Annotated in this window: 17 protein-coding genes and 5 pseudogenes; 3 read left to right on the top strand and 19 right to left on the bottom strand. The window is 68.9% G+C overall.

Annotation, left to right across the window (positions count from 1 at the left end; all coding sequences use genetic code 11):
• The 8 genes and pseudogenes from RGU41_RS04320 to RGU41_RS04285 form a co-directional block, all read right to left on the bottom strand.
• Window positions 1-2,400 (bottom strand): DUF3488 and transglutaminase-like domain-containing protein, encoded by a 2,400-nt coding sequence (locus RGU41_RS04320; RefSeq protein WP_322135639.1) that lies wholly within the window; start codon window positions 2,398-2,400, stop codon window positions 1-3.
• Entirely contained in the window at window positions 2,387-3,190 is an 804-nt protein-coding gene (locus RGU41_RS04315; protein WP_322137297.1) for a DUF58 domain-containing protein, read from the bottom strand. Before RGU41_RS04315 ends, RGU41_RS04320 begins: the two co-directional genes overlap by 14 nt.
• Window positions 3,190-3,783: a hypothetical protein gene (locus tag RGU41_RS04310; RefSeq protein ID WP_322135638.1), complete on the bottom strand. Its 594-nt coding sequence runs from the start codon at window positions 3,781-3,783 to the stop codon at window positions 3,190-3,192. Before RGU41_RS04310 ends, RGU41_RS04315 begins: the two co-directional genes overlap by 1 nt.
• A 98-nt stretch (window positions 3,784-3,881) precedes the next feature.
• Window positions 3,882-4,841, bottom strand: a complete 960-nt coding sequence (locus RGU41_RS04305; protein ID WP_241975540.1) for an AAA family ATPase — start codon at window positions 4,839-4,841, stop codon at window positions 3,882-3,884.
• 133 nt (window positions 4,842-4,974) lie between these two features.
• Window positions 4,975-5,463 (bottom strand): pantetheine-phosphate adenylyltransferase, encoded by a 489-nt coding sequence (gene coaD / locus RGU41_RS04300; RefSeq protein ID WP_134447540.1) that lies wholly within the window; start codon window positions 5,461-5,463, stop codon window positions 4,975-4,977.
• A gap of 146 nt (window positions 5,464-5,609) precedes the next feature.
• Window positions 5,610-7,358 (bottom strand): cell wall-binding repeat-containing protein, encoded by a 1,749-nt coding sequence (locus tag RGU41_RS04295; RefSeq protein ID WP_322135637.1) that lies wholly within the window; start codon window positions 7,356-7,358, stop codon window positions 5,610-5,612.
• Window positions 7,301-8,146, bottom strand: a complete 846-nt coding sequence (locus RGU41_RS04290) for a polysaccharide deacetylase family protein (RefSeq protein WP_322137296.1) — start codon at window positions 8,144-8,146, stop codon at window positions 7,301-7,303. The genes RGU41_RS04295 and RGU41_RS04290 overlap by 58 nt, the downstream gene beginning before the upstream one ends.
• A gap of 434 nt (window positions 8,147-8,580) precedes the next feature.
• Window positions 8,581-10,820: pseudogene (locus tag RGU41_RS04285) on the bottom strand (ATP-dependent DNA helicase RecG).
• A 55-nt stretch (window positions 10,821-10,875) separates the two neighbouring features.
• On the opposite strand from RGU41_RS04285, the pseudogene rsmD reads away from it, so the two are divergent.
• Window positions 10,876-11,453 (top strand): annotated as a pseudogene (gene rsmD / locus RGU41_RS04280) (16S rRNA (guanine(966)-N(2))-methyltransferase RsmD).
• A 15-nt stretch (window positions 11,454-11,468) separates the two neighbouring features.
• On the opposite strand, the gene thiL reads toward rsmD, so the two are convergent.
• A complete protein-coding gene (gene thiL / locus RGU41_RS04275; RefSeq protein WP_241975542.1) occupies window positions 11,469-12,461 on the bottom strand; it encodes a thiamine-phosphate kinase in 993 nt (330 codons plus the stop codon).
• A gap of 113 nt (window positions 12,462-12,574) precedes the next feature.
• Here thiL and RGU41_RS04270 point away from each other — a divergent pair, with 113 nt between their 5' ends.
• A complete protein-coding gene (locus RGU41_RS04270; RefSeq protein ID WP_134447532.1) occupies window positions 12,575-13,087 on the top strand; it encodes a DUF3515 family protein in 513 nt (170 codons plus the stop codon).
• 20 nt (window positions 13,088-13,107) lie between these two features.
• On the opposite strand, the pseudogene RGU41_RS04265 reads toward RGU41_RS04270, so the two are convergent.
• The 10 genes and pseudogenes from RGU41_RS04265 to RGU41_RS04230 all read right to left on the bottom strand — a co-directional run bounded on the left by RGU41_RS04265 (window position 13,108) and on the right by RGU41_RS04230 (window position 21,744).
• Window positions 13,108-14,240 (bottom strand): annotated as a pseudogene (locus tag RGU41_RS04265) (D-alanine--D-alanine ligase family protein).
• Window positions 14,143-15,234 carry an NAD(P)H-dependent glycerol-3-phosphate dehydrogenase gene (locus RGU41_RS04260; RefSeq protein WP_370294842.1) on the bottom strand — a complete coding sequence of 364 codons (1,092 nt, stop codon included), beginning with the start codon at window positions 15,232-15,234 and terminating at the stop codon, window positions 14,143-14,145. Before RGU41_RS04260 ends, RGU41_RS04265 begins: the two are co-directional and overlap by 98 nt.
• A 37-nt stretch (window positions 15,235-15,271) precedes the next feature.
• Complete coding sequence (locus RGU41_RS04255; protein ID WP_241975531.1) at window positions 15,272-16,012, bottom strand: lysophospholipid acyltransferase family protein; 741 nt, start codon at window positions 16,010-16,012, stop codon at window positions 15,272-15,274.
• Window positions 16,013-16,091: 79 nt separating this feature from the next.
• Window positions 16,092-17,419 (bottom strand): annotated as a pseudogene (gene murA, locus RGU41_RS04250) (UDP-N-acetylglucosamine 1-carboxyvinyltransferase).
• 104 nt (window positions 17,420-17,523) lie between these two features.
• A complete protein-coding gene (gene leuD, locus RGU41_RS04245; protein ID WP_134560776.1) occupies window positions 17,524-18,132 on the bottom strand; it encodes a 3-isopropylmalate dehydratase small subunit in 609 nt (202 codons plus the stop codon).
• A 2-nt stretch (window positions 18,133-18,134) separates the two neighbouring features.
• Entirely contained in the window at window positions 18,135-18,416 is a 282-nt protein-coding gene (locus RGU41_RS20745) for an aconitase family protein (protein ID WP_416173136.1), read from the bottom strand.
• Window positions 18,373-18,949: pseudogene (locus tag RGU41_RS20740) on the bottom strand (aconitase family protein). The gene RGU41_RS20745 and the pseudogene RGU41_RS20740 overlap by 44 nt, the downstream one beginning before the upstream one ends.
• 11 nt (window positions 18,950-18,960) lie before the next feature.
• Window positions 18,961-19,650 (bottom strand): aconitase family protein, encoded by a 690-nt coding sequence (locus RGU41_RS20735; protein ID WP_416173135.1) that lies wholly within the window; start codon window positions 19,648-19,650, stop codon window positions 18,961-18,963.
• A 153-nt stretch (window positions 19,651-19,803) separates the two neighbouring features.
• Window positions 19,804-20,592: a PP2C family protein-serine/threonine phosphatase gene (locus RGU41_RS04235; RefSeq protein ID WP_241975532.1), complete on the bottom strand. Its 789-nt coding sequence runs from the start codon at window positions 20,590-20,592 to the stop codon at window positions 19,804-19,806.
• Window positions 20,593-20,718: 126 nt separating this feature from the next.
• Window positions 20,719-21,744, bottom strand: coding sequence for a TerC family protein (locus tag RGU41_RS04230; RefSeq protein ID WP_134447524.1), 1,026 nt, complete (start codon window positions 21,742-21,744; stop codon window positions 20,719-20,721).
• 256 nt (window positions 21,745-22,000) lie between these two features.
• On the opposite strand from RGU41_RS04230, the gene RGU41_RS04225 reads away from it, so the two are divergent.
• On the top strand, window positions 22,001-23,341 hold the full coding sequence (locus RGU41_RS04225) for a hypothetical protein (RefSeq protein ID WP_134447522.1): 1,341 nt from the start codon (window positions 22,001-22,003) through the stop codon (window positions 23,339-23,341).
• Window positions 23,342-23,400 lie beyond the last annotated feature (59 nt).

Raw genomic sequence — 23,400 nt, 5'->3', positions numbered from 1 at the left:
CTACGCGTCCGTGACGGGTGCGCGCCCCCGTTCGCCGAGGAAGAGCCATAGGGACGCGGGAAGGAGGCGCGCACGCCAGCGCACAGCCGTGCTCGCACCCATGCTGATCCTCGTCGAGACCGTGTCGAGGTCGCCGAGGAGCGCCGGTTGCGGCGCCCCGGCGACCGGGCGGCCGTACCGGTGTCGCTCGGCCGCGGCCAGCAACCGGGCAAGTGCTGCACCGGCTGCCGCCCCACCGGTGCCCGTGAGGCCGGGCAGGGCGCCGATCCGCGCCGCGAATTCCCGGGGCGTCTCCGTGGCGCGCATGCTGACCCCGAAGTCGACGGCCGTGTCGACGAGCTCCCGCCAGGCATCGGCGCCCCCTGCCGTGCCCCTGGCGAGGTCCCTGCGCCGTCGTCTGCTCCGAAGCAGGCGGATGCCACCCGGAGCGGCGAGTACGACGACGAGCGCTCCGAGGATGAGCGCAACGCGTCCGGGCGTGCCTGCATCGTTCCCGGGCGTCTTCGCGGCTCCGCTTCCCGTCGACAGGGCCTGGCCGGGGTCGTCGAACGGGCGCGGCGCGGACGACGGCACACCGGCCACCGTGCCGCCGAGTGGGGTGGACTGACCGGCCGGCTGGGTGTAGCTCGGAACGGTCCCGCGCCCGGGGGTGGGTTCGAACGGCAACCAGCCGATGCCGGTGAAGTACAGCTCCGGCCACGAGTGCAGGTCATGGGCGTCGACGTTGAAACGGTCCCTGCCCTCGATGAAGTCCGAGGAGCGGGAACCGGGCAGATAGCCGATCGCGATGCGCGCCGGGATGCCGAGCGACCGGGCCATCACCGCCATCGCGGAGGCGAAATGCACGCAGTAACCGCGCTTGACCTCGAGGAAGGTACCGACAACGTCGACCCCGCCGCCGTCATAGCCGTCCTCGACCGGTGCGGTGGTGTCGTAGGTGAATTCGCTCCCCCGCAGGTACTCCTGCAGGGCGACGGCAGCGTCATACGGGGTCGTCGTTCCCGATGTCACCGCGCGCGCGGTCTGTTCGATGATCAGGGGGCTGCTCCGGGGCAGGCGAAGGCTCGACTCGACGCTGACCGGGTACCGGCCCGTCGCCGCGCGAAGCTGCTCGGGAGTGGGCTCGAGGGCGAGCGAGGTGACGGTGTATTCCTGGCCCCGGGTGCTGCTGTTCGTGCTCGCAATCGTCCCGGTGGGCCCGTTCCAGTACCAGTCGCCGACGAGCCCGGATACCTTCGTGGCCGCGCCAGGGGTGGGCAGCCAGGCCGAGGCGACCCCGTCGATGACGACCTGGGTGGACTCCTCCGTCGTGGCGACCTGGGCGGAGAGCCCCGGCGGCCGGTCGATTGCGTCGACGGTGTTCCCGGTGTTGGTCGGCTCGAGGCGGGCGGTCCAGCTCGGCCCGACGAACCGGTCCAAGGTGAGCAGCTTGAGGTAGGGCGGCTGAGCGGCACTCGTCCGGTAGTGCAGCGCGGCGCCGGCCTGCGAACTCCGGAGATCCTGCCCGAGGTTGACCATGGCGCTCACGCCGTCGCCGAAGAGCAGCGGTCCGGTGGCCCGGCCGCCGACGCGCCCGTCGCCGGGCAGGTTGGGAACCGCGATGCTGAGCACGAGCGCTGTGATGATGCCGAGCCCGCCGATCAGGAAGGCCCCGGTGACGGACCAGCTCCGCCCGGCAGGCCCACGAGAGCCGGCGATCCCGATACCCTCGCCCGTTCCCGCTGTGACCCCGCCGCGCCGGCCGAGGACGTCGATCCGCAGCAACAGCAGGAATGCCGCGGCCGTGAGCACGAGGGTCAGTTTCTCCGCACCGTTGTCGAGGATGAGGCCGGGGACGCCGACAGGCACCAGTACGGGCAGCCCAGCGAGCGCCGGCGCCCGCAGGGTGATCGCGAGGGCGTCCATCAGCACGGCGATCACACCGGCCCCGATGCAGAGCAGGAACAGGATGCCGGTCACGGGATCGGCCGGGGTGCCCTGGGACTGCACCGAGGCGATCCCCGATTCGACGAGGGTACGGAACCGGTCGATCGTATCGCCGGTCGGCACGAGCCAGAGCAGCCCTGTTCCGCCGCCGAAGAGCAGGGTGACGCTCCCGACGATCACGCCGGCACCGGCGAGTGGGACGACCCAGGGCTTGGGGCCGAGCGAGCGGATGCCCGCGGAGACGACGAAGACGGCTCCCGCTTCGACCGCCATCAGCCACCACCAGCCGGTGCCCTGCAGGAGAGGACCCAGCGCGGTCATCCCGACGAGCAGGAGCAGCGCGAGCGCACCGGTCACGGGCCAGCGGGAGCCGGAGGAGCGCTTCCCTGTTCTCCGGCCACCAGGCGTTTCCGGTGACGGCGACGGCCTGGCCGTCATCGTCTGCTCTGGCAGGATCCGTTCACGCAGGCTCATGCAGCGCCCCTCTCCCGCCGACGGAGTCGAGCCATGCCTCGGGCAGTGCGATAGCCGAACGCACCGGTATGCACCGCCAGCCGGCCTCCCTGAGCCGCTCAGAGGCATCCGTCGGCACAGGTTCGAGTACGAATGCAATCGCCGGCCGGGCACTTGCCGCGAGCGCGGCGAGAACGGCGAGGTCGAGGGCTGCCCCGGCGCCGAGTACAGCGAAGGTCGGAAGCGCCCCGCGGGGGACGCGTGAGCGCGGGGGCGCGAGGGGCCCATTGGGTTCGCCGGTGCCGGCGTCCCTGGCTTCAGCAGGGACCTGGAGGATGCCCGCGAGGTCCTCGAGCAGGTGCGAAATGCCGCCTGATCCGCGATAGGAGACCGGATCTCCCGACCCGGCCGTACCTCCCGCACCGTTCCCGGCCACGGGAGAGCCGCCGAGCCCGGTCGCGCCGAGCGGGGCGGCATCGGTTGCGGCCGTGGCACCGTTCGAGGCACGGCCGAGCCGGGCAGTTCCGAGTTGGGCAGGGCCGAGCTCGACGACATCGACCCGGTAACCGGCTGCGAGCAGGTGCGTGCAGACGGATGCCGCCACTTCCACCCCGAGCTCGAACGCACTCGCTCGCCGCGCCCGGTCGACCTCGCGAGCGCCCGATTCGGCGGGCGCGAGCGTGTCGAGCACGAACCGCACCCCTGAGTCGCTCCGGTGTTCCTCCTGCCGCACCATGATCTCGCCGTGGCGTGCGGTGGCCGGCCAATTCACCCGGCGCAGCGAATCCCCTGGCCGGTACTCGCGAGCGATCAGCTCGTCCGAATTCTGGTTGAGCAGTCGCTGCCGTTCGAGGGCTTCTCCCCACCGAGCATGCTCGCGTGCCCCCGGCCGGGAAGGGGCGTCACCCGGGGAGTCACGACCAGTTCATGCCGGCCGCCGACCGCCCAGCGCGCCATCACCAGTCCGAACGGGTCGGACCGGGCGAGCACGACCGGCCCGTACTCGTACCGTCCCCGCGCGTGCGGTGCGAGCGGGAACTCGAGGCGCACGGTCCGGGCTGCCGCGTCAGGGCCCTCGCCGAAACCGTCCCAGCCGCCGCTGCGGCCCCACGCGCCGCCGAGCCCGGAGAGCGGCGGCAACGGGAGATCCCTGGGCATCGGTGTCGTTCCCATCGGGCCGGTCTCGCGCCAGCGCACCCCGGAAAGCGGCTGCACCCCGACGTTCTCGACGGTGAGCAGCTCAGTCGTCTGCCCGCCCGCGGAGACGAGGTTGGGGCGGAAGTCACGGCCGACGCGCACCCGGACGGGTCGGAGGGCCACCGACAGCCCGGCGACGATCGGCACCGAGACCAGCAGGAGGGCGATGAACAGCAGGTCCCGCCGGTTCTCCGAGAATGACACCACCGTCAGCACCGCTCCCCCGCTGAGGAAGGCGCCACCCCGGAGGGTGAGCCGGGGAAACCGAACCGGCCGCGAGGGAGGTCGCCGCGCAGACATGGCGGCTACGGGCGACCGGAGGCGCCGAGCGGCACCGGGGTCGCCGCGAGGATCCGGCGCACGATGTCCTCGAGCAGCGGGCTCGAGTCCTGATGCTGGTGCCCGAGCACCCGGCTGCTCGCCACCAGCCGGTGGCCGAGGACGGCGACGGCAAGCGCATCGATGTCGTCGGGGAGCACGAAGTCACGGCCCTGCAGAGCGGATTGCGCCTTGGCGGCACGGATGAGCTGCAGGGTTGCCCGCGGGCTTGCACCGAGGCGGAGGTCCTTGTCCGAACGGGTGGCCCGCACGATGTCGACGGCGTACTGCTTGACGGCGCTGGAGGCGAAGACACCGCGGGCCGCCGTCATCATGGCCCGCAACTGGGCGCCGGTGACGACGGCGTCGATTCCGGCGAGCGGGCTCGAGGTGTCTCGGGAGTCGAGCATCGCGAGCTCGGAGGTCGTGTCGGGGTAGCCCATCGAGATCCGGGCCATGAAACGGTCCCGCTGGGCCTCGGGGAGGGCGTATGTGCCCTCCATCTCGATCGGATTCTGGGTCGCGACGACCGTGAACGGGAGCGGAAGGAGGTAGGTCGCTCCGTCGACGGTGACCTGGCGTTCCTCCATGCACTCGAGGAGGGCCGACTGGGTCTTCGGGCTCGCCCGGTTGATCTCGTCGCCGATCACGATGTTCGCGAAGATGGCCCCCGGCTTGAACTCGAACCTGCGGTCGACCTGGTTGAAGACGCTCACGCCCGTGACGTCGGAAGGGAGCAGGTCCGGTGTGAACTGGATGCGGCTGACCGAGCAGTCGACTGAGCGGGCGAGGGCCTTGGCCAGCATGGTCTTGCCGACGCCGGGCACGTCCTCGATGAGGAGGTGGCCCTCGGCGAGGAGCACGGTCAGGGCCGTGACGACGGCGGGGTGCTTGCCTGCGATGACCGTTTCGACGTTGCGGACGATGGCCCGGCCGGCCTCGGCCACGAGGTCGAGGTCGAGGTCTGCGTCGGGCGGGGGTCCGCCCCCGGCGCGGCCGCCGGTACCGGTCGGATGCCCGGGGCGCGCTGCGTCGGGACGCCCGCGGGGACATCCGTTGTCGCGCCGGCGGGCGGGGCGGTCACACGGGTGCCTTTTGCAGGTACTGCGCGACGACGCGGGGCACGTATGGCGAGATGTCGCCGCCGAGCGCGGCGACCTGTCGCACGAGGGAGCTGGACACGTGGGCATTCGCAGGGTCAGGCAGCATGAAGATGGTCTCGACGCCCGCGAGGTTGCGGTTCACGATCGCCATCGGTGTCTCGTATGCGACGTCGACCTGGGAACGGATGCCCTTGATGAGCACGCTTGCCCCGACCTCGAGGCAGTAGTCGACGAGCAGTCCCATGCTCCAGGACGCGACGATGATGGTGTCCGGGAGGCCGGCGTCTGCGATCGCCCGCTGCAGAAGGGAGACGCGCTGGCTGATCGGCAGGAGGGCCGTCTTGTCGGGGTTGTGCACGACGAGCACGTGCACTTCATCGAAGAGGCCCGCCGCCCGTTCGATCACGTCGAGGTGACCCAGCGTGACGGGGTCGAATGAACCAGGGACAACGGCGATCCTGCGCATACGCAATACCCTAACGCGCGAGCACGTCTCGCGCCTCCCCGGGCGGCACACTCTCGGCATTCGCCCTGCTGGGAGGCCAAATTCGCCGGCCAGCGATCGCGCGCGAAAGGCCAGGCGGAGTCTCCCGCCTGGCCTTCGTGCGCGATCTAGCCGACCAGGGCCAGCGACTGGGCCATGACCGCGTCGGACACCGCGAGGTTTCCGCCGAGAATCACGATCCGGCCCGGCTTCAACCGGGCGAGCTCCGCCGCGATGACGGCGGGAATGCCGTTGGGCTGGACGAGGAGCACCGGTCCCTGGTTCACGCCGGCGGCACCTGCACCGGACAATGCATCCTGGTAAGTCTCGCCCGTGGCCAGATAGACCACCGGCACACCCGGTGTCGGGAACGTCCCAGCGGAGATCGCGGCCGACGTGCCATAGGCATCCTGACCCCACAACCGCGTCGTCGGCGCGATCCCGGAGAGGCTCGCGAAGACACCATCCGAGACAGCCAGATTGCCGCCGAGCACCACGATCCTGGCCGGCTTCAACCGGGCAAGCTCTGCCGCGATGACACCCGGGATCCCATTGGGCTGGACGAGCAGCACCGGACCCTTGTTCACCCCGGCAGCACCGGCACCGGACAATGCATCCTGGTACGTCTCACCCGTCGCAACGTACGCGACAGGCACACCCGGCGTCGGGAACGTCCCAGCGGAGATCGCGGCCGACGTGCCATAGGCATCCTGACCCCACAACCGCGTCGTCGGCGCGATCCCGGAGAGGCTCGCGAAGACACCATCCGAGACAGCCAGATTGCCGCCGAGCACCACGATCCTGGCCGGCTTCAACCGGGCAAGCTCTGCCGCGATGACACCCGGGATCCCATTGGGCTGGACGAGCAGCACCGGACCCTTGTTCACCCCGGCAGCACCGGCACCGGACAATGCATCCTGGTACGTCTCACCCGTCGCAACGTACGCGACAGGCACACCCGGCGTCGGGAACGTCCCAGCGGAGATCGCGGCCGACGTGCCATAGGCATCCTGACCCCACAACCGCGTGGCCGTCGCCGCGGCGGGCGCAGCCACTGCGGCGCTCGCGACGCTCGTCGCGGAAACCGCGGGAAGGCCGGTGGCCGTGCCGGTGACCGTCACGGTGACGGTCTTCCCCTGGTCGGCGAGGACGGGTGTATACGTCACGGCTGTTGCACCGGGAACGGCGACCCCTCCAACCGACCACTGGTAGGTGAAAACGATCGGAACCGGGGTCCAGGCTCCGGGAACGGCGGTGAGGACCTGTCGGACCGCGGCAACACCTGTGATGGTCGGGACGGCCGGCGTCACGAGGGTCGCAGGGGCCCCGACGGTGTCGTACAGGGCGTAGTCGTCAGTCACGAGCGTGCCGTTGCTGATCAGGTTGAGTCCGAAGCTGATCCCGGTGACGCCGGCAGGCACGACCGGCGTCGTCCAGGCCACCTGGGTGTACGCGGTCGCCGCGTTATACAACGGGCCAGAGGTCTGGTAGATCCAGCCACCGTCCGCGTTGCGATAGTAGAGGTCGAATTGGGTGGGCACGGTCGATTTGTACCAGGCTCTCAGGGAATAGGTGTGACCGGGGGTCGCCGTCGGTGCACAGGTTCCGAGGTCCTGCATCAGGGCGAGTTTCGCATCGCCGCTGGTCAGGCCCGTCACCACGAGCTGTTCTGCTTTCGTACCGGTATGCGCTTCTGCGGCTGTGGTGAGCGTCGTGAATGTCGCGGTGCTCACTCCAAACCCGCCCTGCTGCCAGCACTCCGGCGGCAGCGTGGTTCCGGCCGGCGGCACCACCGTGCTCGCCGTCTCGAGGCTGGGGTTCAGCACGCCGTTCTCACCGGCGGCCGGAGCTGCCCGGAAGCTGTTCGTGGACGCCACCAGAGGCTTCCCCGTTCCGCCGAGGACCTCGTGAACGGTTTTGACGATCGTGTTGGTGGTTGAAAGGGGGATGTGGGCGTGCGGACCTTGAGCCAGTCGACGAACTGCTGGAAGAGCGTTGGCGTGATGGTCAGGTTCAGCGGGTCGCACACCCCCGGTGCGGTGTCGCAGACGTGGTGGAAGGTCAGCTGGACCCAGCCTCCGCCGTGGGTCTCGGCATCCGTCACGGTCTTCTGCAGGGTGGCGAGGGTCCAGGTCGAGTCGACTTCCTCGGGAGCCCGGGTCTGGAACGCGTCGGCCGGCGGAATCGTCTCGGCGAACACACCGGTCGTGCCGCCGACGTCGCCGAGCATGCGTCCGCTGTTGAAGCCGCACGCACTCACGGCCGCCGCGACTGCGGGGCTCACGGTCGCGAACGGGTAGGCGAAGTCCGTCGTGGTCTTGAATCCCCAGTCGTCGAGGGTATTCCGGCCCTGGCAGATCTGCTTGGTGACCTCGGCGGCGGGCAGGGTCGTCAGGTCGGGGTGGCTCACGGTGTGGCCCCCGATCTCGTGCCCGCTTGCTGCCATCGCGGTCAGTTGCGGGACGGTCAGATAGTTGGATGCGCCGATCCAGCCGGTCGTGATGAAGAAGGTTCCCTTAAGTCCCGCCGCGTCGAGGATCGAAACGGCCGCACTCTGGTCGGCGTCGCCGTCGTCGAACGTGAGGCTCACGACGGTCACCGGGTCGGTGGTCGCGGCCTGGGACGGGAGGGCCGTCCCCAGAACGGAACCGAGGGACAGCAGCATCACGGACGCTGTTCCGAAGGCGCGCCACCTGGGCCGCCGCCGGAGGGGACTACGCAAGGTCACTCGCAGCGAGTCGCTTGTGTAAGCGGGTTCGGACTGGGACATGTCAACTTCCGTTCGGGCGTCGGGAATCGAATGGTGGGCGAGTGCGTGGGCCGGGTGTGTTCCAGCGCTGTGTGGTCGACGATTCCCGGTGGACGGCACCCGGGTCGATGAAGCTCTTCACCGAGCCCGGATAGACTCCCAAATCGTCCCCGATCGCGCTGGTGCGCAACCCGGGGGAAGGACCTGTTTGATTGTTGAGGCACCGTAGCACCGCGCTCGCGGGACGGGATAGGCCGGGAATCACCCCCACTTCGCGGGTCGCCGGGTGCCCGAAACGACCCAGACCGGTGGCGATGGCGTCGGCCAGGTCTCATTCGGCGGCGCGGAGTTCAGCCCTTGGTGAGCGAGGCCCGTTCCGCGTCGTCGAGTCGCCGGCGCACCGCATCGCGCAGGGCAGGCACGCTCGCGAACTCGGGGTCATCCGCCGCGAGCTCCTGTGCGTGGGTGCGCGCCTCGAGGATGAGTTCGCCGTCGGTCGCGACCCGGAGCAGCCGCAGCGAGGAACGCCCGCCGGACTGCGTGCTGCCGAGCACATCGCCTTCCCTGCGCAGCTCGAGGTCGATCTCGGCGAGCTCGAAACCGTCGAGGGTTGCGGCGACGGCCTCGACCCTCGACCGGGCGAGAGAGTCGACTTCCGCACGGGTGACGAGCAGGCAGAGCCCCGGCACCCCGCCGCGGCCGACCCTCCCGCGCAACTGGTGGAGCTGCGAGACGCCGAACCTGTCGGCGTCGAGCACCACCATCACCGAAGCGTTCGGCACGTCGACGCCGACCTCGATCACCGTGGTGGCCACGAGCACATCGATCTGGCCCGCGGCGAAGGCGAGCATGGTCTGGTCCTTCTGGTCCGCGGTCATCCGGCCGTGCAGCGGTTCGATCCTGGCCGCTGCGAGCTCCGGCCGGGAGCGCAACCTCTCGAGCACGACCTCGACGGATTCCGGGGGCACGGCCGGCGCGGCGTCGGCGGCGCCCTTCTCTGTCGCCGGCTGTTCGAATTCCTCGCCCTCCTCAAGTTCCTTCGGCGCGATCGCAGGGCACACGACGAAACCCTGCCGGCCGAGGGCGAGCTCCTCGGCCAGCCTGGTCCAGACGCGCGAGAAGGTCTGCGGCTTTTCGGCGAGCGCCACAACATAGGTCTGGATGCCCTGCCTGCCTGCCGGGAGCATCGCGATCGTCGACACGTCGAGGTCGCCGAAGACCGTCATGGCCACCGTGCGCGGGATCGGTGTCGCCGTCAGCACGAGGAGGTGTGGTGGCACAGCACCCTTGAGGCGGAGTGCCTCCCGCTGATCGACGCCGAAGCGGTGCTGTTCGTCGATGACCACGAGTCCGAGGTCGAAGAACGACACCGATTCGGCCAGGAGGACGTGCGTGCCGATCACGATCCTGGCCTGGCCGGAGACCGCTCGCAGCAACGCCTTGCGTCGAAGGGCGACGGGCAGTTTGCCGGTCAGCAGCACGGGCACAAGTTCTGCGGCCAGGTCGGGGCCGAGGATCTGCACGATCGACCGCAGATGCTGGGCCGCGAGCACCTCCGTCGGCGCAAGCAGGGCGGCCTGCCCCCGGTGTCGGCGACGGCGAGCATCGCCCGCAGCGCGACGAGCGTCTTGCCTGAACCGACCTCGCCCTGCAGGAGCCGGTTCATCGGTGCGGTGTCGGCGAGGTCCCTCGCGATCTCGGCGCCGACGGTCAGCTGGTCGCCGGTGAGGGTGAACGGAAGGCGGGCGTCGAAGCGTTCGAGGTACCCGCCGGGGACGGGCACCCGTGCGGTCGACTTCGTCGCCCTGGCGACGTTTCGCTGCTGCACGAGCGCGCTCTGCAGCACGAATGCCTCGGTGAACCGAAGGGTGTCGCGGGCCCTGATCCAGTCGGCGTCGACGGCGGGTTGGTGGATGAGCTCGAGGGCCTTCCGGTGCGGCAGCAGGCCGCGTTCGGAGCGGAGCGCAGGCGGGAGCGGGTCCTCGACGGGGCCGAGGTGCTTGAGTATCTTTCCGACGATCGTCTGGAAGTCCCAGCTCGCGACCGCGGCGGTCGCCGGGTAGACCGGGACGGGCTCGACGAGCCAGGCCTCGCCTTCCGTGGGAATCTCGTGTTCCTGTTCCTCGTCGCTCCCGGCGACGAAGAGCTTGTAGTGCGGATGCGCCAGCTGCAGCTGGTTCTTGAACGAGGTGACCTTGCCGGTGAACATGCCGCGGGTGCCCGGTGCGAGCAGCTTCTCGCGCCAGGCCTGGTTGAAGAACGTGAGGGTGAGGATGCCGCGGCCGTCGGAGATCTTGACGGTCGTGATCGAGCCCTTGCGGGTCTTCATGTCGTGGGTGGAGATCGAACGCACCTCGGCGAAGATCGTGACCTGTTCGTCGAGCGGCAGTTCGCTGATCGCGCTGAGCTCTCCGCGCCTGGCGTAGCGGCGAGGGTAATGACTGAGCAGGTCGCCGACGGTGCGCATGTCGAACGCCTTGGCGAGCGATTTCGCTTCGGCGGCCGTTATCGTTCCGTGTGCCGTGAGCGGGGTATCCAGGGTCAGGGCGCCGGTGAGCTTCTCGCCGTCCGCCGCGGTCGCATCCGTCATCCTTCGATCGTAGGCGCGGCCGCCGACACTGCGGTCCGGCTAGGCTCGAACGGACATGACGCGCATCATCTCCGGGTTCGCCGGTTCCCTGCCCCTCGCTGTTCCCAAGTCGGGCACACGCCCCACGAGCGACCGGGTGCGCGAGGCGATCTTCTCCGCCCTCGACGCCCGTGACATCATCCGGGGCGCCCGGGTGCTCGACCTCTACGCGGGCTCCGGTTCCCTCGGGCTCGAGGCCGCGAGCAGGGGTGCCCGCATCGTGACCCTTGTCGAGAACAGCTACGGGGCCGCTCAGATGTGCCGGAAGAACACCGACGCGGTGCTCAAGGCCGCCCCGAAGAAGGACGCCCCGTCGATCCGCGTCTCCGCGCAGGCCGTGCAGTCATTTCTCGCGGCGACGGGCGACGGGTTCGAACTCGTCTTCCTCGACCCGCCGTATGAGCTCTCCGACGTCGAACTCGGGCACAACCTGCTCGCCCTGACCCCCTGCTCGACCCGGACGCCCTCGTCGTCGTCGAGCGCAGCTCCCGCTCCCCCGAGCCGTCCTGGGGTCCTGGCCTCGCTTCCGAGCGCCGCAAGGACTACGGCGACACGACCGTCTGGTACGCCGCCCCGGTGCTCGCCGGCCCGTAGCCGCCGCAGGCGCGGTCAGCCGAGGGCGCCGTCCCAGCCGCGGTACGGGTCCCAGCCGCCCTGCTCGTGTGTGCGGCCGTCGACGAGGACCGTGCCCGCGGCATCCGTCGCCGTGCCGATCACACGGAAGCCCTCCGGCAGCACGGCGCCGGCAGGGAAGGTCGCGAGCAGGCCGTGGTCCTCGCCGCCGCCGAGCGCGAGCCCGACGCTGTCGCCGAGGGAGTCCGCCGCGAAGTCGATTCCGACCCCGCTCGCCTTGGCCAGGCGCCCGGCATCGATGAAGAGGCCGTCGGAGAGGTCCATCATTGCGGTCGCCCCCGCGAGGGACGCGGCAGGGCCGCGGTCGATCGGCGGTGTCGGGGCGAGCTGGGCGCCCACCTCGACCGGGTAGCGCTCCCGGACGGCCGCGGCGAGCGCGGCATCCGGAACACCGTTCGTGTCGACTCCGTGCCGGAAGAGCAGTGCGAGGCCGGCCCCTGCCTCACCGAGCCCCCCGGCGAGGGCCACGACGTCGCCTGCACGCGCTCCGGAGCGCAGAACCGGTTCCCGTCCCTCCAGGTCTCCGAAGGCCGTCACGGCCAGCGTGAGGGCGTCAGAGGCGGACAGGTCGCCGCCGACGACGCCACACCCCGGCGCGAGCGCAGCGCAGCAGTCCCGGAGCCCGTCGGCGATGCCCTCGATCACGGAGATGGGGGTCGACGGCGGGGCCGCGATCGCGACGACGAGCGCCGTCGGGCGCGCGCCCATGGCCGCGACGTCGGACAGGTTGGTGGCCGCGGCCTTCCAGCCGAGGTCGTGCGGGGTCGACCAGGCCATCCGGAAGTCCGGCCCCTGGATCATCATGTCGGTCGTGACGACGTATCGCCCGTCGGGGGCGCGGAGCACGGCGGCATCGTCGCCGGGGCCGAGCAGCTGAGTCGCAGCATCCGGCAGCCGCGGGAAGATGCGGGCGAGCACCTCGCCCTCGCTGAGCTCGGCGAGGGTCTCGGTCGCCGGTCCGGCGTTCATCGCAGCGGCACCGGTGTCTCGCACAGCCCGCGATTCCGACGCAGCCGCCGGGGATGCGTTCGCGGCAGGGGTTCTCGCAGCAGTGGTCATCTTCAAACGGTAGCCTGAATGGAATGTCTCTCCGCTCCCGTACCCGCCGCAGTCTCGCCACGTCGACGCTCGCCCTGGCCGGCGTCGTGCTCCTGAGCGGATGCACGGCGAGCGTCGCCCTCGAACCCGCGGCGGACGCAGTGAACCCCGGTTGTGCAGACGTCGTCGTTCACCTGCCGACGCTCGTCGCCGACCAGGCCGAACGCGAAACGAACGCCCAGGCGACGGGTGCGTGGGGCAGCCCGGCCGCCGTGCTGCTGCACTGCGGCGTCGCGGTGCCTGCCCCCACGACGCTGCCGTGCCTCAACGTCAACGGCATCGACTGGATCGAAGACGACTCCGCCGCTCCGCTCTACCGGTACACGACCTACGGCCGCACCCCGGCGAGTGAGGTCGTCATCGACTCTGGCAAGGTCAGCGGCTCGACGGTGCTCGTCGACCTGGCCGCCGTGATGGCGGTCATCCCCGCGACGGCCAAGTGCCTCGGGGCCGCCGACGTGACCCTGCCGACCGACGGCGGAACCCTCGCGCCCTGAACGACGCCTGCCGCCCCTGATCAGGCAGGAAGCGGGTCCCGCGCCGGGACGCCGCGGCGGGCGAGCGCGACTGAGATCAATTCGTCGATGAGCGCGGGATAGGTGTAGCCGCTCTGAAGCCAGCACGTCGGGAACATCGAGATCGGCGTGAAGCCGGGCATGGTATTGATCTCGTTGATGACCCAGCCGGTGTCAGTCAGGAAGAAGTCGACCCGCGCCAGCCCGGCGCCGTCGATGGCGTCGAACGCCCGGATCGCCATCCGCTGCATCTCGGCGAGCTCGGCCGGGGTCAGGGCCGCAGGGCACACCAGTTCGATGCCCGCTGCCCCCAGGTACTTGGCGTCGAAGTCGTAGAAGTCACGCCCGGTGACGAGTACTTCTCCGGCGACGGATGCCCGCGACGGCTCCCCCGGACGGCCCTGCAGCACGGCCACCTCGAGTTCGCGGCCCACGAGGCCCGCCTCGATCAGGACCTTGTCGTCCTCCGCGAGGGCGGTCTCCATGGCACGGACCAGCTCGGCGGGGTCTGTGACCCGGCTCACGCCGACGCTCGACCCGGCGCGGGCCGGCTTGACGAAGGCGGGCAGCCCGAGTTCGGCGAGGGCCGCGTAGGCCATTCCCGGCGCTTCGGCCCAGTCGGCCGCAGTGATCGTGCGCCACGGTGCGACCGGAAGGGAGGCCTGCTGAAAAACGGTCTTGGTGAAGTGCTTGTCCATCCCGAGCGCCGAGGCGAGCACGCCGGATCCGACGAACGGCAGGCCGAGGAGTTCGAGGAGACCCTGGATGGTGCCGTCCTCACCGTACGGGCCGTGCAGGATCGGGAAGACGAGGTCGACGCTGCCGAGCACGCGCAGGCTGCGGCGCCGGGGGCGTCGACGACACGGAGCGTGCGGTCGAGGGACGATTCCGGCCAGTGCACCCGGCTGCCGTTGTCGGTGACGACGGGAAGCTCCGCTGCCGAGGATCCGAGCGCGAAGTGCGCCGGGTCATCCGCTTCGAGCACGAACGCGCCGTCGCGGGTGATCCCGATCGGGATCACGTCGTAACGCGACCGGTCAATTGCCGCCAGGACTCCGCCGGCCGTGGCGCAGCTGATCGAGTGTTCGCTTGACCGACCCCCAAAGAGCAGCGCTACCGTGAGCTTGTCCGTCATCAATTGTCCTTTCGCCCTGCGGTTCCGCCGAATCCGTGGTGAGGTGAGGGGCGATGTCCCGCGGTTTCAGCGTACCGGCCAGCACCTGCCGCACCTGTTCGACGATGGGCATGTCGACACCCTTGGCCCTGGCGAGATCGAGGATCGGTCCGACGGAGGCGAGGCCTTCCGTGGTCTGCTGCATCTGCTTGACGACATCCGCGATGCTGTAGCCCTGGCCGAGGAGCCGCCCGGCCGTGTTGTTGCGGGAGAGCGGGGACTGGCAGGTGGCGATGAGGTCGCCGAGGCCGGCGAGGCCGGCGAGGGTCTCCGGCTGGGCGCCGTATGCGACGGCGAAGTCGGTCATCTCGACGAGGCCGCGGGTGATGATCGAGGCCTTGGTGTTCTCGCCGTAGCCGACACCGTCGACGATGCCGATCGCGACGGCGATGAGGTTCTTCAGCACGCCGCCGAATTCGGTGCCGATCACGTCGGTGTTGACGTAGGAGCGGAAGTAGCTGTTGGTCGCGAGGATCGCGACGGCCTGGGCGGTCTCGAGGCTCGTCGAGGACACCACGGCGGCCGTCGGCTGCTCCCTGGCGATTTCGAGGGCGAGGTTGGGTCCGGAGATCGCGGCGATGTGGTGCGGGTCGACGGGCAGCATCTCTTCGATGATCTGGCTCATCCGCTGGCCGGAGCCGCGTTCGACGCCCTTCATGAGCGACACCAGGATCGCGTCGGGCTCGAGGAACGGTTCCATCAGGACGAGGTTCTCCCGCAGCGACTGGCTCGGGACCGAGATGAAGACCTGCTCGGCTCCTGCGAGGGCCTGGTCGAGGTGCGGGGTCGCGCGGAGGCCGATCGGGAGGTTGATGCCGGGAAGGTAGTCGCTGTTCCTCCGGCCCTCCGTGATCTCGCGGGCCAGTTCCGGCCGGCGGGCCCAGAGCACGACGTCGGCGCCGCCGTCGCTCAGGATCTTGGCGAAGGTCGTCCCCCAGCTTCCCGCTCCGAGCACGGCGACGCGCGTACCGACAGGGACACCCTGCCGTTGTTTAGCCTTCAAAACGGCCGGTCTCCTTCTGGTCGTGCTCGGAGGGGTTCCAGCGTTTCGCCGGGGCCTTCTCGCCGCGGAGGTCCTCGAGGAGCCCGGTGATGGCATCCATCAGGATGGCCGTGGCCTCGTTCAGGGTCGCCGTGTCGAGGCTGCGTCCCTTGAACTCGTCGAAGGACAGCGGATCGCCGATTTTCACGTGGATGGTCTTGCGGGGAAACGGGCTGATCCGTTTCGAATACCGCGGCATCAGGTCCTGGGTGCCCCAGTGGGCGATCGGCACGATCGGGATGCCCTGCTCGAGTGCGATCCGCACGGCACCGGTCTTCCCGCGCATCGGCCAGAGCTCGGGGTCGCGGGTGAGCGAACCCTCGGGGTACACGATGACCATCTGGCCGCGCTCGACGAGCCGCCTGGCGGCCTTGACCGGTTCGTTGCCACGCGCGACCCCGCCCCGTTCGACGGGGATCTGGCCGGACTTGCGCAGCAGCCAGCCGAGTACGGGGATCTTGAAGACGGATGCCTTCGCCATGAACCGGGGAGCACGCCCGAGCTTCCACGCGAGTGCGCCGACGACGATCGGGTCGATTTCACTGAAGTGATTCGGCGACAGCACGAACGCCCCGGTCTGCGGGAACTTCCGGACGTCGGTCACCCGGTACCGCACCGCAAGGTTGACCGCAGGGAGCACGATCGTCGCGAGGATCCAGAACACCGACGGCTGTGTGGTTTCCTTGCGCACCCTCACCGGTTTCGCGGACGGATCGGGTTCGACGGACGGTTCGGATGACGGACTTGCTCCATTGACTGGCACAGGGCCATTATCCTTCGAGATCGAAGTCCGCCCCCAACAGCCGCAGCTTCGTGATGAAGTTTTCGTAGCCACGGCTGATGATTCCCACGTTGCTGACCGTCGAGGTGCCCTCGGCGGTGAGCGCCGCGATCAGGTGGCTGAAGCCGCCGCGCAGGTCGGGAACCTCGATGTCGGCGCCGTGCAGCTTCGTCGGCCCCGCGATGACGGCGGAGTGGTTGAAGTTGCGCTGTCCGAAGCGGCACGGGTGGCCGCCGAGGCATTCGCGGTGGATCTGGATCGTCGCGCCCATCTCGACGAGGGCGTCGACGAAGCCGAAGCGTTGTTCGTAGACGGTTTCGTGCACGATCGACACGCCGTGGGCGTGGGTGAGGGCGATCACGAGCGGCTGCTGCCAGTCGGTCATGAAGCCGGGGTGCACATCCGTTTCGATGACGACGGGCTTGAGGTCGCCGCCCGGGTGATAGAAGCGGATGCCGTCGTCGTGGATCTCGAAGGCGCCTCCGACCTTACGGAACACGTTGAGGAAGGTCAGCATCTCGGACTGGCGTGCGCCGCCGACGAAGATGTCACCGTCGGTCGCGAGCGCGGCTGCCGCCCAGCTCGCGGCCTCGTTCCGGTCGAAGAGCGCCCGGTGGTTGAAGCCCTCGAGTCGTTCGACGCCCTCGATGCGGATGACCCGGTCGGTGTCGACCGTGATGATCGCACCCATCTTCTGCAGGATGTTGATCAGGTCCATGATCTCGGGCTCGATCGCCGCGCCCTTGAGCTCGGTGATGCCCTCGGCGCGTACGGCGGTGAGCAGGACCTGCTCCGTCGCCCCGACGCTCGGGTACGGGAGGAGACCTTGGCCCCGTGCAGGCCGTTCGGGGCCGACATGCGGATGCCGTTGGGCTGCTTGTCGACGACGGCGCCGAACTTGCGCAGCACCTCGAGGTGGTAGTCGATCGGCCGGTCGCCGATGCGGCAGCCGCCGAGGTCGGGGATGAACGCCTCGCCGAGGCGGTGCAGCAGCGGTCCGCAGAACAGGATCGGGATGCGGGAGGACCCCGCGTGCGCGTCGATCGCGGCGAAGTGCGCGCTCTCGACGTCGACGGGGTCGAGCAGGAGTTCTCCGGGCTCTGGCCCGTCGGTCACCTTGACGCCGTGCACCGCGAGCAGCTCGCGCACGATGCGCACGTCGCTGATGTTGGGCACGTTCTTCAGGATGCTCGGGCTCTCGCCGAGCAGGGAGGCGACCATGGCCTTGGTGACCAGGTTCTTCGCGCCCTTGAGTTCGATCCGGCCGATCAGCGGGATGCCGCCGCGAATCGTGATCTTGTCGCCTTTCAGCCCCACAGCGGCCCCCCAGCTCTGTGCGTTCTCACGGTTTTGTTCGTCTTCGAGGAGCTGCGCCTTCACGGCTGCGTCTTCACGATTCTGGGCGATCTCGCTGATGGTACTCACAAATTTACCTGCCTTGCGGGGAGAGTACGGGGCCGCCACGGCTCCCGATGGGATTCGAATTCTGCGATCCGCGCTTCATCACGCAGGGTCAGGCCAATGTCGTCGAGGCCTTCGAGCAGGCGCCAACGGGTGTAGTCGTCGACCTGGAATGGCACTGTGAAATCGCCGACGCGTGCTGTACGCGCAACCAGATCGACGGTGAGTTCTATTCCCGGGTCGGCCTCGATGATGCTCCAGAGCTTCTGGGCATCGTCCTCGGTGATCTGCGCGGCAAGGAGGCCCTGTTTGCCGGCATTGCCGCGGAAGATATCGCCGAACCGGGGGCAGAGCACCACGTCGAAGCCGTAGTCGCGCAGCGCCCAGACGGCGTGTTCGCGAGACGATCCCGTGCCGAAGTCCGCGCCGGCGACGAGAATGCGCGCGCCCGCGTACTCCGGCCGGTTCAGCACGAATTCGGGGTCCGTTCGCCAGGCGGCGAAGAGCGCGTCCTCGAAACCGGTCTTGGTGACGCGTTTGAGGTAGACGGCGGGGATGATCTGGTCCGTGTCGACGTTGGAGCGGCGCAGCGGCAGGGCGATGCCCGTGACGGTTGTGAACTTGTCCATGGTCAGAGTGCTCCATCCAGTGCCGGTGCCGCAGCAGGGGCCAGTTCGGCCGGGATCGCGTCGGCGGGGACGAGGCCGTCCGCGACGAGGTCCCACGGGCTCGACAGCGTGCCGCGGATGGCGGTGGCCGCCGCCACGAGCGGGGAGACCAGGTGGGTGCGGCCGCCCTTGCCCTGGCGGCCCTCGAAGTTGCGGTTGCCGTCGAGGCGCAGCGTTCGCCGGGGGCCAGCTGGTCCGGGTTCATGCCAGGCACATCGAGCAGCCCGCGAATCGCCATTCGGCACCGAAATCGGTGAAGACCTTGTCGAGGCCTTCCGCCTCCGCTTCGATGCGAACCCGGGCGGACCCGGGGACCACCAGCATCCGCAGCGCCGGGGGCGAGCGTCTGCCCGCGCACGATGTCGGCGGCGGCACGCAGGTCTTCGACGCGGCTGTTGGTGCACGAGCCGAGGAACACGGTGTCGACCCGGATGTCCTTCATACGAGTGCCGGCCGCGAGGTCCATGTATTCGAGGGCGCGCTCGGCGGCGGCGCGCTCGTTGGCGTCGGCGACGTCGGCCGGGTCAGGCACGGTCTCGCTCAGCGAGACGCCCTGGCCGGGGTTGGTGCCCCAGGTCACGAAGGGCTCGAGGGTGTCGGCGTCGAGAACGACCTCCGCGTCGAACACGGCGCCCTCATCGGTCGCGAGGGTCTCCCAGTACGCGACCGCGTCGTCCCAGTCCTGACCGGCCGGCGCGTGGGCGCGACCCTTCAGGTAGGCGTACGTCGTCGCATCCGGTGCGACCAGGCCCACGCGAGCGCCGGCTTCGATGGACATGTTGCAGATGGTCATACGCCCTTCGATCGAGACAGGTCGCGGATCGCGCTGCCTGCGGTATTCGATAGCACGTAGCCACTGTCCGCCCGCCGGTGCCGATCTTCGCCGATCACGGCGAGGATCACGTCCTTGGCGGTGACGCCGGGGCGCAGGGCGCCTTCGACGGTGATGGCCATGGTCTTGAACGGCTGCAGGGGCAGGGTCTGGGTGGCCATGACGTGTTCGACCTCGCTCGTGCCGATGCCGAGGGCCATCGCCCCGAAGGCGCCGTGCGTGGAGGTGTGCGAGTCGCCGCAGACGACGGTGATGCCCGGTTGGGTGAGCCCGAGCTGGGGTCCGACGACGTGCACGATGCCCTGCTCGATGTCGCCGAGCGAGTGCAGCCGCACACCGAATTCCTCGCAATTGCGGCGGAGCGTCTCGATCTGGGTGCGGCTCGTCAGGTCCTTGATCGGCCGGTCGATGGCGAGCGTCGGAGTGTTGTGATCCTCGGTCGCGATCGTCAGGTCCGGTCGGCGCAGCGGGCGCCCGGCGAGGCGCAGCCCATCGAACGCTTGCGGGCTCGTGACCTCGTGCACGAGGTGCAGGTCGATGTAGATGAGATCCGGGGTGCCGTCGGAACCCTTGCTGACCAGGTGTTTGTCCCAGACCTTCTCGGCCAGGGTCCGCGGGCGTTCGCCGGACATCGATGCGTTAGTCATGTGTGTGCGTCTTCCTCAAGATTTGATGGCAGCCAACGACAGTCTCCGCGACGAGGGAGGCCTCAGAATTGGGACTCGTCGCGGCAGATAAGAAGGAGTCGACCGAACAGCACCCGGACAGGCTAACACTTCGCGCCGAGTCTTCGCCGAAGGTCACGACGGTGACACGACCGATTCGACGAAGACGACCGTGACATTGTCGTGCCCGCCGCGCGCGAGCGCCTCGTCGACGAGGGCGTCCACAACGGCCTGCTGGCCGTTGGCCTGCTGCTCGGCGAGGAGCCTCGAGATGTCGTCAGGCTCGAGCTCCTTGGTGAGGCCGTCGGAACAGATCAGGAAGGCACGGTGACCGGATGCCGGCACGAGCCAGACATCAGCGTCGACGAACTCATCGGTTCCGATCGCCCTCGTGATGATGTTCCGTTCGGGGTGCAGTTCGGCGGACCGAGGCGTGATCAGTCCCGCGTCGACGAGTTCCTGCACCGCGGAGTGGTCGACGGACAGCTGGGCGAGGTGAACCCCGTCCCACGTGTAGATGCGGGAGTCGCCCACGTTGAAGGCCATCCAGTGCAGGCCGATGTCCGCACCGGCATCGACGAAGGCAACCCCGGCCAGCGTCGTGCCGCTCACCGCGGTTCCGAAGTCCTCCGCGCCGCTCAGGTCGCGCACCGCGTCGTTGGACGAGTGGATGGCGTCGAGGATGCGCTCGGGGGTTGAAGGACGGCCAGCCTCGATGTGTTCTTCGAAGACTCTCAGGACGGTCTGGCTCGCCTCGTCGCCGTGGGCGTGCCCGCCCATCCCGTCGGCCACGAGAAAGACCGGAGAGTGCGCCATGAAGCTGTCCTCATTGAGCTGCCGGACCTGGCCGACCTCGCTGCGTGCGCCGACGGTGAACGAGACCGTCACCGTTGGGAGGGTCATCGTGTCTGCGCTCTGGACCAAGCCGGTACTCCCTCGTGCTGCGGCGCGTGTTCCGAGCCGACCCGATCGCGCCTCGACAAGGCGTCAGAGACCCACGGTACCAATTCGGGGGGACTTTTCGCGCCGCCAGGACACGTCGCGCCCGCGCTATTCTTTCGTGGTGAGCGACAGTTCCTCGCCGAGACTGTGGCCGCGGGCGCGGGCGTCCCGGTTCGCCTTGATCAGGCTCGCGACCGTGGCGACGGCCATCGAGACCACGATCACGCCGAGCGACGTCCAGGTGTCGATCTCCGGCGCCCAGCCCACACCATGGCCGCCGTTGATGAACGCGACCTCATTGGTGTGGAGCGCGTGCGAGACGAGCTTGACTCCGATGAAGAACAGGATGAAGGCGATGCCGTACTTGAGGTACACGAGCCGTTCGAGCAGGCCGCCGAGCAGGAAGTAGAGCTGCCGGAGTCCCATCAGGGCGAAGACGTTGGCCGTGAACACGATGAACGGGCTCGTCGTGATACCGAAGATGGCGGGGATCGAGTCGAGGGCGAACACGAGGTCCGTCGTGCCGATTGCGATGAAGACGATCAGCATCGGGGTGAAGACCCGGCGTCCCTTGACGGTGGTGCGGATCTTCGACCCGTCGAAGGTCGGGGAGATCCGCAGGCGGCGACGGATCATCTTCACGAACGCGTTGTCGGCCTCGTTCGCGTCCGGTTCCTTGGCGACGGCCTGATGCACGGCCGTATAGAGAAGGAAAGCGCCGAAGATGTAGAAGATCCAACTGAAGTTCTCGATGAGGGACGCCCCGAGAAGGATGAAGATCAGGCGCAGGACGAGCGCGATGATGATGCCCACCATCAGTACTTCCTGCTGGTATTTCCGCGGCACGGAGAATCTCGCCATGATGATGACGAAGACGAAGAGATTGTCGATGCTGAGGCTGTACTCGGTGAGCCAGCCGGCGAGGAACTGACCGGCGTGTTCGGCATCGGCCAGGAGCAGCATCGCAAGCGCGAACAGCAGGGCGAGCACGACGTAGAAGACGACCCACAGGCTGGCCTCGCGCATCGAGGGCACGTGCGGGCGCTTGTACACGATCAGCAGGTCGCCGACCAGGACCAGGGTCAGGATGACCAGGGAGCCGATTTCGAACCAGAGGGGAAGGGCGAGATCCACGGAGGGGCCTTTCGAGGAGAGGGAGGGCAGGCAGAGAACCTGAAAGTCTCTCCCGCGACAAAAGATGCCGCCGATCCGACCGGAACCCCTGCACCGCGGTCCGTGTTGACGATCAGATCACTAAACCCAGTGGGCTTTGAGGGATACTCCCCTTCACGGGGGTAAGCCTAGCGGATTTCCGTGCCGAATCCGACGGACCGCGCCATAATGTGCCTGCGCCGGAGAGTGGCGCGCACTCTCGAGAGGCACGGACCCGATGGCGCAGATCGAAACCCCCGAGCAGCAAATCGAACGACTTTCGGCCCAGGTCGCGCACTTGCAGGCCCGGCTGCAGCCCGCACCGCCGAGCACTCCCGGCGTGTCTGAACCCACCAAGGCATCGCTCCGGCTGCGCGCATTCTTTGCCGCGCTCCTGATCGCCGTCGGCGTCATTCTCGCCCCGGTCGCCGTCGTCGCCGCGTGGACCAAAACCGAGGTCACCGACACCGGCCGATTCGTGGCCACCCTGTCGCCTCTTGCGGATGACCCGGCATTCCAGGCGTTCCTCGTTGACCAGATCTCCACGGTGATCGACGACCAGGTCGACTTCGAGAGCATCGCAACGGACCTGTTCGACGGAATCGCCCAGCTCAACCTGCCGCCGAGGGCCCAGACAGCCCTCGGCCTGCTCAAGCAGCCGGCCATCGAGGGTGCGCGGTCGCTGGTCCGCACGGCGACACAGCGGCTGATCGCTTCGGACGCCTTCGCGAACATCTGGGAGCAGACCCTGCGGGTCAGTCATTCCCAGGTCATCGCGGCGCTTCAGGGCGATACGGGCGGGCCGCTCACCATCGGAACCCAGGGTGAGGTCGGCATCCAGCTGGCGCCGCTCATCGCCGCGGTGAAGAGCGCCCTTGTCGCCCAGGGCTTCGCTCTCGCCGATCGGATCCCGGAGATCAACCGCACCATCCAGGTCGCCCAGTCCGACTCCCTTGTCCAGGCACGGGTCGCCTATCAGCTCCTCGACGTCCTGGGGTTCGTGCTGCCGTGGGTGAGCCTGGTCCTCCTGGCGGCCGGTGTCGTCGTGGCCAGGCGGAAGGCACGGGCGCTGATCTGGGCGGGTCTCCTGCTCGCGCTCTCGATGGCCGTGCTGGCGACGGGAATCTCCGTCGGGCGCATCCTCTTCGCAGGCTCCGTCTCGCCGCAGTACCTGCCCCGGGATGCCGCACTCGCCACCTACGACGCGATCGTGCCGTTCATCAGCGCGACAGCGCTGGCTGTGGGGACCGCAGGCGTGACCGTCGCCGTGGTGGCGTACCTGGCCGGGCCCTTCCGCGGCGCGATCGTGGTCCGCCGGCTGACCGTGGACTCTGCCAGGAGCATCCGCTCGTCGGCGGAACGTCGAGGAGGAACCACGGGACCGTTCGGGGTCTGGCTGTACTCCGTGCGGCGATACGCGCGGGTCGTCGTTGCGCTTGTGGCCGGGGCCGTCGTGCTGTTCGTCCGCCCGCTGTCGCCGGGCGTGATCATCGGCACCGCCGTCACCGCCCTCGTCGCGATCCTGCTGATCGAGCTCCTCCAGCGCCCGCCAGCGGATGGCGTTGCCGCAAGCCTGTAGCCTTCGACCGTGAACGTTGAGAGCACGGATGAGACCACGGGCGAGACCACGAGCGAGAC

It is taken from the genome of Cryobacterium sp. 10C3 (assembly GCF_034314285.1).
GTDB lineage: Bacteria > Actinomycetota > Actinomycetes > Actinomycetales > Microbacteriaceae > Cryobacterium > Cryobacterium glucosi.
The sequence above is the reverse complement of the archived record's forward strand: the minus strand, read 5'-3'. Positions and strand labels throughout refer to the sequence as shown.